Genomic DNA, 10379 nt, shown 5'->3' on the forward strand with positions numbered 1-10379 from the left:
CCATCAACGTGGTTTGATCATCACCCTGCATTTTCTCAAATAAGCTAATTCCTAAGCTTTCACATTTAAAACTACCCGCACAATGCAAGGGTTGGTCTATGTCAATATAGCGTTCAATTTCAGCTAAAGTGAGTTCTCTGAATTTGACTTGATAATGCTCTACAAGCGTTGTTTCAAAGCCAGATTGAAAATGTTGAACACTGAGCGCCGTACTAAAAAACACAGTTTTCCCTGAGTTTTTTAGTAATTGTTGAATGGCATTCTCAACAGTTAATGGTTTACCAATAAAGTCATAGGGTGCATGTTCACGCCACGCCACTTGATCAGAGCCAATGACAATGGCATTAGGATGTTCTGCGGAAATAACATGAGCTTTCTCATATGCCAATCGTTTAGCTAAATCATCAGCATGTAATTCACCCATTGCAGATTCATCAATATCAGGTGAAATACAACGATAGTCCAAACGTAAACGATCCATCAAATCTTTACGGGTTTGGCTACTAGAAGCCAAGATCAATTCTAATGGCTTCATTAGACAGCATATTCCACAAGAATATTGAGAGGCACATAGTGTAGTACCGCATTATGGCAAGCATTCAGCTTAATTGGAGGAGCATGTCCTGCTTCATAAGCCTCAACCCAACGGGTCACACAAATACACCAGAAGTCACCTGGTTTTAGGCCAGGGAAACCTACTTCGGGTAATGGCGTAATTAAGTCATTGCCAACTTTTTGTGAGAAATTAAGAAAATCTGAAGTCATTTGGGCGCACATGGTGTGCTGACCTAGATCAGTAACTGCCGTATGGCAAAAACCGTTACGAAAATACCCAGTGATTGGGTCATAACAACAGCTGGATAAAGGTTCGCCAAGCACATTTAAGCGATTAATTTTAGGATCTGGATGAATAGACATAATAATATATAGATTTAATGACGATGATTATCATAATCAAAAGTGAAGCTTTAGACAGCTTTTCTGCAAAAAAACTCACCTTTATTTCAGAGAATCATTTAAAATTGTGCCGTTTTTAAAATCAACTAGAGAGCCATCCATGAATTTTCAGCGCATGACTGACCTTGATTTAGCAGGTAAACGTGTTCTTATTCGTGAAGACTTAAACGTTCCTGTAAAAAATGGGGAAATTACTAGCGATGCACGTTTACGTGCTGCATTGCCAACCATTAAAGCTGCTTTAGAAAAAGGCGCAGCAGTTATGGTGTTTTCTCATCTTGGTCGTCCTGTAGAGGGTGAGCCAAAACCAGAACAATCACTTGCTCCTGTAGCTGCGTATTTAACAAAAGCTTTAGGCCAAGAAGTAAAATTATTTACTGATTATTTAGATGGTGTTGAAGTCGAAGCAGGTCAAGTTGTATTGCTTGAAAACGTTCGTTTCAATCATGGCGAAAAGAAAAATAACGAAGAGCTTGCTAAAAAATATGCAGCACTTTGTGACGTATTCGTTATGGATGCATTTGGTACAGCACACCGTGCAGAAGCTTCAACTGAAGGTGCAGCACGCTTTGCTCAAGTTGCTGCGGCGGGTCCTTTGTTGGCAGCTGAATTGGATGCTTTAGGTCGTGCAATGCAAACACCTGAAAAGCCAATGGTTGCAATTGTTGCGGGTTCTAAAGTTTCAACCAAACTCGATGTACTGAATTCACTTTCTACAATCTGTGATCAATTGATCGTCGGTGGTGGTATTGCAAACACATTCTTAGCTGCGGCTGGTTTCAATGTGGGTAAATCACTTTACGAAGCTGATTTAGTTGAAACAGCAAAACAAATTGCTGCAAAAGTAAGTGTGCCATTACCAACTGATGTTGTGGTTGCTGACGCAACTCAAATCGACTTTAGTGACTTTTTGGGTTCTTTAGCAAACGCTCAAGCAGTTGTTAAAAAAGTAGAAGATGTTGCAGATACTGACATGATTTTAGATGTTGGCCCTGAAACTGCTAAAGCTTTTGCTGACATCTTAAAAACTTCAAAAACGATTCTTTGGAATGGCCCAGTAGGTGTATTTGAAGTTGATCAATTTGGTGAAGGGACGAAAGCACTTTCATTGGCGATCGCTGAATCTGCTGGCTTCTCAATTGCGGGTGGTGGTGATACGCTTGCTGCGATTGATAAATATGAAGTTGCTGATCAAATTGGTTATATCTCAACAGGTGGCGGTGCTTTCTTAGAATTTGTAGAAGGCAAAACTTTACCTGCTGTTGCAGTTTTACTAGAACGTGCTTAATTGCGTTAATCGATTGATTTACAATAAAAGATAGAACTAAAGAGCTGATGTAAATCGGCTCTTTTACTTTTGCATTACAAAGTAGTCATAAAATTGTCATATATTTGAAATATGATTGTCATCAACTTAACCAAGTAACTGTGGAAAGCCGTGATGAAATTTAAATTAACTCTTGCCGCTTTAATCATTGCACCAATCATGTTAACTGCATGCGCAAAAAAAGAAGAAGCGAATAACGCTGAACAGCAAGAACAAGCAGCTTCAACTGTAGCAACACAGACTACTCCAGAACAACAAGCTGCGATCGATGCGATCGATAAACCGAATTTAGATGAAAAGAATACTGATGTTGTAGAAAGTGCAGCATCAGAAGTAGCAGCGAGCGAAGCTCAGTAAACTGTTCTAACAAAAAGGCCGATGTAATTACATCGGCTTTTTTTATTTAAGCATTTGGTTTGCAGTAGAATGTTAGGGTAGTTTGATAATCATCATCTTTAGCCAAAGACGCATTTTTACCAGTCAATGTCCCAATGACACCTGCGGCGGCTTCAACCATTTTTCCAGTTTGCTCATCGACTACACCTTTTAATACACCTTGATAAGTCGTTTTCTCATCAACGACGACAGGTGAGGTATTTTTAGTACACGTTTTTTGCGCTGCACTTACTGCATTATTTTTTGAAATGAGATTAGTTTTGCCAATTCCAGTCACTTCATATTGATTATTTTCTTTTTGAATCGCGATGGTGTTGGTTGGTGTAGATGCGCATGCCGTTAATCCAAGTGCTAAGCCACCTAATACACTCATCATCAAAGTTTTTTTCATTGCTTTTTCTCTAGTTACTACATAATTGTTTTATTTGAACATACAACTTTTGATTGCTTTAGCTGATTATGTACAGTTTATGCTGAGGGTCTGTTAAATTTTTAAAATTGATCGTGAAGCGCGTAGGGGATAAGTAGTGGAGATTAGGTATATTATGCTAATCTAGTGAAATCCTTGTGTTAGTTAGATTCATGTCAATGACGGACTCAAATATCGAGACAATTCATCAAAATATCCATCAACGTCAATCTATTGGTCAACTCGTTGAGCCAGCTCCAAATTCAGAACAACTCGAAAAAGCTGTCCAAGCTGCATTAACTGCACCAGACCACCATCGTTTGAAACCAACTCGTTTTGTGATTATTACTCCAGAGCAAAGGGCTGCATTTGGTGAGCAGTTAGCCAATGCTTTAGCTGATTTAGGTGAGACAGATTCATCTCAGTTGGACAGGGTAAAACAACATCCGTTCCGTGCTCCGATGTTAGTACTCGCTTTAACTACGATACAAGATCATCCTAAAGTTCCTCATTTTGAACAGATTCTTAGTACAGGTGCTGCGATTCAAAACTTCTTGCTTTCTTTACAAGCGCAAGGTTTTGCAAGTATGTGGCGTTCTGGCGCAGTGGTTGAATCAAACTGGTTAAAACAGCAACTTGGCTTAAAAGAGCAAGATCTCATTTCAGGCATTATTTATGTTGGAACGGCAGCAAAAGCAATTCCACCACGCGCTGAAATTGATAGCCAAGTATTCATGAAAACATGGCAAGCGACTTAAAATTTATTTTAGATTTAAAAATAGAGTTTCAGGATAAAAAATGACAGAGTTAAAATTTAGTGATTTAGTTGAGCCTGTTGCGGTCGATCAAAAAACAGCATTAAGAATCACCGTGTTGGGTGGCGGCAGTTTTGGTACTGCTATGGCAAATTTAGCAGTACGTAATGGTTGCGATACCATGATTTGGATTCGTGATGCTGCTGCGGCTGAAGAGATCAATCAAACGCATATCAATAAACGTTATTTACCTGATTATCCATTAGAACCTGCATTACGTGCAGTTGCCGACTTAGAGCTTGCAGTAAGAGATCGTGACATTATTCTGGTTGCAATTCCGAGTCATTCATTCCGTGATGTATTAAAACAAATTGCGCCGTTTATTACCTCGCAAGCTGTGGTTTCACTCACGAAAGGAATTGAAGCGAAAACTTTTAGCTTCATGAGCGATATTATTCGTGAAGAATTACCTGAAGTCCCTTATGGGGTTTTGTCGGGTCCGAATTTGGCAAAAGAAATTATGGCCGGTATGCCATCAGGTACAGTGATTGCGAGTGAATCTGAATTGGTTCGCTATGCTGTGCAGCATGCATTGCACAGTGCTTTATTTCGTGTGTTTGGTAGTGATGACGTACATGGTGTAGAGCTTGGTGGTGCATTAAAGAATATTTACGCCGTGGCGATGGGAATGGGTGCGGCATATAACATTGGTGAAAATACCAAGAGTATGATTTTGACCCGTGCTTTGGCTGAAATGAGTCGTTTTGCGGTTAAGCAAGGTGCTAATCCATTAACTTTCTTGGGCTTGTCAGGTGTTGGTGATTTATTTGCAACCTGTAATAGTCCATTAAGTCGAAATTATCAAATTGGTTTTGCTTTAGGTTCAGGTAAAACATTGGATGACGCAACTAAAGCTTTAGGACAAACGGCTGAGGGGATCAATACAATTGTTCAAGTTCGTGCTAAAGCGGAAGAACTTGATGTGTATATGCCAATTACCAATGCTTTATATGAAGTTATTTTTGAAAATGCGCCACCGATGACGATCGCTTTATCTTTGATGAAAAATGGTCATCGCAGTGATGTCGAGTTCGTACTACCACATCATGAAGTGTAGGATGTCTTTTTAGCAAACAAAGATACTGGCACAAATTAAATATCTTTTTAATTGGTATTATCCCAATCTTTTAAGTTAAGGTTGTGATAAAAAATAGGTCTATTGACTCTTTTTAGAAAGGGCTTGGTAAAGTGATGATAGATTTATCAAATTGTCATCAATCATAGTTAAAATATAGAGATAAGAAATAAGGTATTTTTATGCAACTCACTTTAGTTCGTCACGGTGAAGCTTCTCCAGCTATTGATGGTGATGATATCAAGCGTCCATTAACACCGCGTGGACATCAGCAAGCTGATCAAACAGGACATTTTTTAAAAGATGTCATTCGACCTGAGATTTTTATTGTAAGTCCTTTACTGCGTGCTCAAGAAACCTTGTCACATATTAAGGCACACTTTGAAGGTATTCCTGTTTTAATATGCGATAAAATTAAACCTGATGATGATGCTAAAGATGCGATAGAATGGTTGTCAAAACTACCATATGAATCTATTGCAGTTGTATGTCATATGAATGTCGTAGCGCATATTGCAGAACAATTAACACATGAAAGTTTTAATCCATTTGCATTAGCCGAAGCGCGTATTTATGATCAGACTGTGATTGCAAATGGCTTATCGACACAAAAGAAACGTTTTACGCCAACAATATAAATTTTATCTATCCTAAGCGGATAAAAGGGTAATTAAAACCGATGCTGTATATATGGATGCCCGAAACCAATGGAACATGGTATTGGTCGGCAGGGGAAAATTGGTTCGTCGCTGAAAGTCTTGAACAACTCATTCAAGATTTACAAGAGCATCAAGGGAAAGAGACGACTGTTTTTTTCCCGAGTCGAAATGCTCAAATCTTGCAACAAACAATGACGAAAGCACATTACAAACAGTTGGGGCAAGAAGGAATAAAATACCTCCTTGAAGAGTTTGTAACTTTACCTATTGATCAAATGAAAGTCGTTCATCATTTTCAAAATGATCAACTTAATATTTTAGGTGTAGCTCAATCATCCATTGAAACTTGGCAGCATGCATTAAGTTTATTACCTATTCAAATTGTTGCTTTTTTACCTGACTTTTTGATGTTACCTGAACCAGAACAAGCCGAAGTTGTGATCGCAAATATTTACGATCATTTGCTTGTTCGAGAAAATCTTTGGTCTGGTAACTCCGTTGATGATTTAAGTCTATTTCTTGAGTTTCAAGCACCAGAAACTCAATACAAGTTTGCTAATCTCAATATTCAACAATTAGATAGTTTGGCTACTGCTTCGAGTAAAGATCAGCGCAGTGAGTTTAGTTACCAATTTCAGCAGTTACAGCGACCTAGACAGCATCCTTTTAATGTTCTTCCAAAAGCAAAAAATGCTGATGTGCAATGGTCTGGTTACTGGAAAGCTGCTGCAATCGTTTTTATCGCCGTAATTTTCGTTCAGTTGGCTTATGATGGTTTACGCTGGGCTAAGCTCAAAAAGGTGGCGGATCAAACAGCAGCCCAAGCGATTGATCAATATAAATATTGGTTCGGTGAAAACAGTCGTGTAACTGAACAAAATATAAAAAGTCAGTTTGAAAGCCAGCTCAGAATGAGCCAGTTAGGTGATACGCAAGCATTGTCACTGTTGAGTCGTGTTGGTCCTATTCTAATGCAAAAACAAATCCTTGCTCAGCAAGTGAATTACGATGCATCTGAATTGACGATGTCATTGAAAGCCAAATCATCGGATGATTTACAAGCATTAACTCAACAGTTGAATCAACAAGGATTTCAGGCTGAATTAGGTAATGTGCAAGCCGATACAGTAGGTGCAATCGGGGTGGTAAAAGTAAAATAATGAAAGCATTTACAGGAATACAAAACTTTTTTGATCAAAAGGTTGAAGCAGTCAATCAGTATTTACAGCGCTTGTCTGTTCGTGAACGTGTTATGGTGGTTTTCACGGCAATATTTTTAACAGTTGTGATTATAGGTTCTGCACTTTGGAAAATGCATTCTTTAGCAGATCAGCAACAGACACGTTTAAATGAACTTAAAGATTTAACGGTTTGGATGCAGAGTAATGCTGCAACGATGAAGCCTGCGAATGATCTTGATCTTACACCAGCAGATAAAATTCAACGGACTGCTCAACAGCAGGGCCTAGCAGTTTCATCACAACAAAGTGGTGAGCAAATCCAAATCGTCGCAGAACATCAAAATTATGCTGTGCTTGCTAATTTTTTAATGCAATTGTCTCAGATGGGATTAAGTATTCAAAAAATGGAAATGGTTTCTAATAATAATCAAATTAAATTATCAGCGACTGTTGAATAATTTAATTTTCAGAAGCCTTTGAAATATATTTAATTGAGGTGTTATTTAGTAATAAATGCACCTTTATTTATTTTAAAAATTAAGTGAATTTTATTTAATAAAAATTGTATTTATTTTAAAAAAGACCAAGAGAATATGCGATTTTAATGGCTTTAGAGCGACTATCGACTGAAAGTTTACTGTAAATGTTGCGTAAATGTGCTTCGATGGTATACCGTGATAAGCCTAATTCATTTGCAATATCTTGATTGTTAAACCCTTGAGTCACAAATTCTAAAATTTCTAACTCTCTTGTAGATAGATTTTCAGGAGAATGTTCAAGCTTAATTGGCTGTCTTAGTCTTGCTGATAAAATGATACGCACTAAAAAAGGATCAATAGGAATTCCACCTTGTAAAATCTGCTTGATTGACATTGTAACTTCAACATCATTTCTTTCTTTTAATAAATAACCAGTCGCTCCTGCATGAATTGCAGTCAAGACGGCGTCTTTTGTATCCCATTCAGAGATAACCAATATTAAAGTATTCGAATTCTGTTGTTTCAGGGTTTGAATAAGCTTAGTTCCATTTCCATCAGGTAGGTTTAAATTAACTAAGGCAAAAGCAACTCTGTTTTCTTTAACAATAGAAATAGCGTCTTTAAGGGTATTTGAAATGATCAAATCACTATTTTTATAATTTAATTTAATTAATAAGTTTGTTAACCTATTTTGAAGTTTTTGGTCTTCTTCTGCAATTAACACGGGTTTAGGCAAGATGGTGCTCAAGATATTTTTGTCAAATATATCTTGCCTTTCCTGTAGTTGCTCAACCATGATTTTATTCTATTGTTATCTGTGTTTAATTATTATAAACATATGGTATTTATTTTCTATATCTTTGTTAAATAATTTTAACAATATTGGATCTTAATTTTATTTGTTAGTTTGTTTTAATATGTTTTTTAATAATTGTTTATGTAGTGATAATGAGTTTCTATTTAAATGATTATCAATAAATAGAAACCCATTTATAAATTAAGAACGAGAAGGGTAAATACCTTGCAAACTAATAATGTAATAAAGCACAAGATAAGGGTTTGTGATATCGACAGGAATACTGCCACCTGCAATTGATGTATTTTGTTGAGGTAATGGTATGTTCGCAGGCGAACTTACAGGCTTCATATTCATCAATTGGCTTGGATTTTGAGTAAAAGTATCAAAAATACCGCCTGTAGTTGGATCATTTGCATTTGCCCACACAGCATTTGTTGGATCACTTGTATTTCCTCCACCGTTGCTTGCTTGCAATGTTAAAGAGATTGCAGTTGAAACGGTTTCAGCAGGGACAATGTGATTATGTGCAGGCAAGTTGGCAACAGTTAAGGTCGTACTGCTATGACCAGCACTTTGACCCAATTGATTGGTATTATTGTGCCCCATTGCAAAACGACCACCTAAATTTGGAAGAGCAAAAGTAGTTCGACCATCACCACCATAAGTTGTGCCTAACAAGCTGAACAAAGCTTGGTATTGTGCTATAGGTAGTAGCTGTCCATTACATGCTGCCCATCCCTGAGGGACAAAAGTATATGGAACAAGAATAATTTCCCCTAAATATGGATCTGCGCTCATAATTTTTACCTATTATTTTCTTGAAAAGTTGTTGATGTTTATGTGCCATTTAATTAAAGGAAATTTGTTTTTGTTTGGATATCCCCAAAATATCGTATTTTTCTTGCAAGCTTTTTAATTTTTTATTTATTGATTTTCTATGGCTATAGATTGTTTCGATGGTTAAGTTGAGTTCATAAGCAATGTCTTCACTACAATAATCTTGGGCCAGTAGTTCAATAATTGTATGTTCTCTCGGTGTAAGCGTATTCAATAACTCTAAATAATAAGGTGAAAATTGAATGAGGCTAGCACGATGATGAATTTGCAGTTTTTGATAAATTTTTTCTTGATGTGTTGAGACTGTGCGATCACTGATACAAAGTTTTGCTGCAATTTCTTTAATTCTCAAACCATGAGCTAACATTTAAAAAAATTTCATGTTCTCTATGACTTAATAATCTAGGGTTGTTCATATAATTTCTCACTTGATGCGTCGTTGTTGTTTTCTGCTTGGTTATTAAAAGGCAAGTATATAAATTAGACATCATTGAAATTTGTTATTTAAAGGTTTTTTTTAATTTATACCAAATTTCAACGATTCATTATTTTAGAAAATATTCTCTAATTTATGTATTTATACTCACAAAAGTAGGGAATAACATGAACCATATCTTTAAAAAAATTTGGAGCAAAGCTCAAGGGTGCATCATTGTCGTATCAGAAAATGCTAAAGGTGAGGGGAAGACCAATAAATCGATATCTGTTTCAAAAACATTAGTTAGTATTAAAAATACAAATAATTTAAATAGTATTGTCTTGAAGCCAATGACGATGGCGATTAGCTTAATTTTGGCAACAATATATTCCCAACAAACATTTGCTGAGCAGGTAATTACCTGTGGTGCGCAAGGTGCAAATACCAATCCGAGTATTGCAACGGCTGGGCTAAATAACTCGATTATCTCTCCACAGTATTGGGGGACGCTGTATTGTTTAAACCAGCCCTCTGGAACACTAGTGTCTGATAACAAATTATTATATGACGATATGAATGTAACCATCAGCACTGATACTTTAAAAGTGGGGACTGGAGGGATAACGTCTAAAGGTGCACTCGGAAATGATATCGGCAGTGGTGAAATCTCCTTTAACAGTAATAAGATTACCAATCTTGCAAATGGTACTTCTACAAATGATGCAGTGAATTATGGGCAGTTAAACTCTCTGGCCGCCGCTTTAGGCGGTGGAGCTGGTTTTACAAATGGTTTTTTTGGTAATCCCACATATACGATTCAAGGATCAAACTATAACAATGTAGGTACTGCATTTAATGCCGTAAATACTAAATTGACAAGTTTACAGAACCAAATTGACAGTTTACCTACTGGCGCTGGTGCAGATGGTAAAAGTGCTTATGAAATAGCGCAAGATAATGGATTCACTGGCAATGAGACACAATGGCTGGCATCTCTAAAAGGTGATACTGGAGCTAAAGGAGATAC

14 protein-coding genes are annotated in these 10379 nt (G+C 36.9%); 8 read left to right on the plus strand and 6 right to left on the minus strand.

The window, feature by feature from the left end; all coding sequences use genetic code 11:
- Together IO68_RS28075 and IO68_RS28080 are read right to left on the minus strand one after the other, a co-directional pair.
- On the minus strand, positions 1-535 hold a 535-nt coding region (locus IO68_RS28075), incomplete at its 3' end, for a Maf family protein (protein ID WP_023013726.1).
- Positions 535-918 (minus strand): DUF2237 family protein, encoded by a 384-nt coding sequence (locus tag IO68_RS28080; protein WP_004878785.1) that lies wholly within the window; start codon positions 916-918, stop codon positions 535-537. The genes IO68_RS28075 and IO68_RS28080, both read right to left, overlap by 1 nt.
- Positions 919-1057: 139 nt before the next feature.
- Here IO68_RS28080 and IO68_RS28085 point away from each other — a divergent pair, with 139 nt between their 5' ends.
- Complete coding sequence (locus tag IO68_RS28085; protein WP_019384173.1) at positions 1058-2245, plus strand: phosphoglycerate kinase; 1188 nt, start codon at positions 1058-1060, stop codon at positions 2243-2245.
- A gap of 153 nt (positions 2246-2398) precedes the next feature.
- Complete coding sequence (locus IO68_RS28090; RefSeq protein ID WP_019384174.1) at positions 2399-2641, plus strand: hypothetical protein; 243 nt, start codon at positions 2399-2401, stop codon at positions 2639-2641.
- Positions 2642-2687: 46 nt separating this feature from the next.
- Here the strand turns inward: IO68_RS28090 and IO68_RS28095 are convergent, their stop codons facing one another.
- Positions 2688-3071 carry a hypothetical protein gene (locus IO68_RS28095; protein WP_019384175.1) on the minus strand — a complete coding sequence of 128 codons (384 nt, stop codon included), beginning with the start codon at positions 3069-3071 and terminating at the stop codon, positions 2688-2690.
- A 197-nt stretch (positions 3072-3268) separates the two neighbouring features.
- On the opposite strand from IO68_RS28095, the gene IO68_RS28100 reads away from it, so the two are divergent.
- The 5 genes from IO68_RS28100 (at position 3269) to gspM (ending at position 7277) form a co-directional block, all read left to right on the plus strand.
- On the plus strand, positions 3269-3847 hold the full coding sequence (locus IO68_RS28100) for a nitroreductase (RefSeq protein WP_007480264.1): 579 nt from the start codon (positions 3269-3271) through the stop codon (positions 3845-3847).
- A gap of 40 nt (positions 3848-3887) precedes the next feature.
- Positions 3888-4961 carry an NAD(P)H-dependent glycerol-3-phosphate dehydrogenase gene (locus IO68_RS28105; protein WP_004878794.1) on the plus strand — a complete coding sequence of 358 codons (1074 nt, stop codon included), beginning with the start codon at positions 3888-3890 and terminating at the stop codon, positions 4959-4961.
- Between the two features lie 200 nt (positions 4962-5161).
- Complete coding sequence (locus tag IO68_RS28110; RefSeq protein WP_004878795.1) at positions 5162-5617, plus strand: SixA phosphatase family protein; 456 nt, start codon at positions 5162-5164, stop codon at positions 5615-5617.
- A gap of 41 nt (positions 5618-5658) precedes the next feature.
- Positions 5659-6798: a type II secretion system protein GspL gene (gspL, locus tag IO68_RS28115; protein ID WP_031234838.1), complete on the plus strand. Its 1140-nt coding sequence runs from the start codon at positions 5659-5661 to the stop codon at positions 6796-6798.
- Positions 6798-7277 (plus strand): type II secretion system protein GspM, encoded by a 480-nt coding sequence (gene gspM, locus IO68_RS28120; RefSeq protein ID WP_023013728.1) that lies wholly within the window; start codon positions 6798-6800, stop codon positions 7275-7277. The genes gspL and gspM overlap by 1 nt, the downstream gene beginning before the upstream one ends.
- Positions 7278-7392: 115 nt before the next feature.
- Here gspM and IO68_RS28125 read toward each other — a convergent pair whose 3' ends face one another.
- The 3 genes from IO68_RS28125 to IO68_RS28135 form a co-directional block, all read right to left on the minus strand.
- On the minus strand, positions 7393-8094 hold the full coding sequence (locus tag IO68_RS28125; protein WP_023013729.1) for a LuxR C-terminal-related transcriptional regulator: 702 nt from the start codon (positions 8092-8094) through the stop codon (positions 7393-7395).
- Between the two features lie 201 nt (positions 8095-8295).
- A complete protein-coding gene (locus IO68_RS28130; RefSeq protein ID WP_007480271.1) occupies positions 8296-8895 on the minus strand; it encodes a phage tail protein in 600 nt (199 codons plus the stop codon).
- 49 nt (positions 8896-8944) lie between these two features.
- Positions 8945-9301 (minus strand): response regulator transcription factor, encoded by a 357-nt coding sequence (locus IO68_RS28135; protein ID WP_023013730.1) that lies wholly within the window; start codon positions 9299-9301, stop codon positions 8945-8947.
- A 236-nt stretch (positions 9302-9537) separates the two neighbouring features.
- Here IO68_RS28135 and IO68_RS0117010 point away from each other — a divergent pair.
- Positions 9538-10379: ESPR domain-containing protein (locus tag IO68_RS0117010; protein WP_031234839.1), on the plus strand; the 842-nt coding region annotated here is incomplete at its 3' end.

It is taken from the genome of Acinetobacter sp. COS3 (assembly GCF_000475335.1).
GTDB classification, from domain to species: Bacteria; Pseudomonadota; Gammaproteobacteria; order Pseudomonadales; family Moraxellaceae; genus Acinetobacter; species Acinetobacter venetianus.

What these genes read in the sequence shown, in the direction of transcription:
- IO68_RS28100 (WP_007480264.1), top strand. Translation starts at nt 3,269, where the DNA reads ATGACGGACTCAAATATCGAGACAATTCATCAAAATATCCATCAACGT.
- IO68_RS28125 (WP_023013729.1), bottom strand. Translation starts at nt 8,094, where the DNA reads ATGGTTGAGCAACTACAGGAAAGGCAAGATATATTTGACAAAAATATC.
- IO68_RS28135 (WP_023013730.1), bottom strand. Translation starts at nt 9,301, where the DNA reads ATGTTAGCTCATGGTTTGAGAATTAAAGAAATTGCAGCAAAACTTTGT.
- IO68_RS28085 (WP_019384173.1), top strand. Translation starts at nt 1,058, where the DNA reads ATGAATTTTCAGCGCATGACTGACCTTGATTTAGCAGGTAAACGTGTT.
- IO68_RS28090 (WP_019384174.1), top strand. Translation starts at nt 2,399, where the DNA reads ATGAAATTTAAATTAACTCTTGCCGCTTTAATCATTGCACCAATCATG.
- gspL (WP_031234838.1), top strand. Translation starts at nt 5,659, where the DNA reads ATGCTGTATATATGGATGCCCGAAACCAATGGAACATGGTATTGGTCG.
- IO68_RS28105 (WP_004878794.1), top strand. Translation starts at nt 3,888, where the DNA reads ATGACAGAGTTAAAATTTAGTGATTTAGTTGAGCCTGTTGCGGTCGAT.
- gspM (WP_023013728.1), top strand. Translation starts at nt 6,798, where the DNA reads ATGAAAGCATTTACAGGAATACAAAACTTTTTTGATCAAAAGGTTGAA.
- IO68_RS28110 (WP_004878795.1), top strand. Translation starts at nt 5,162, where the DNA reads ATGCAACTCACTTTAGTTCGTCACGGTGAAGCTTCTCCAGCTATTGAT.
- IO68_RS28130 (WP_007480271.1), bottom strand. Translation starts at nt 8,895, where the DNA reads ATGAGCGCAGATCCATATTTAGGGGAAATTATTCTTGTTCCATATACT.
- IO68_RS28080 (WP_004878785.1), bottom strand. Translation starts at nt 918, where the DNA reads ATGTCTATTCATCCAGATCCTAAAATTAATCGCTTAAATGTGCTTGGC.
- IO68_RS28095 (WP_019384175.1), bottom strand. Translation starts at nt 3,071, where the DNA reads ATGAAAAAAACTTTGATGATGAGTGTATTAGGTGGCTTAGCACTTGGA.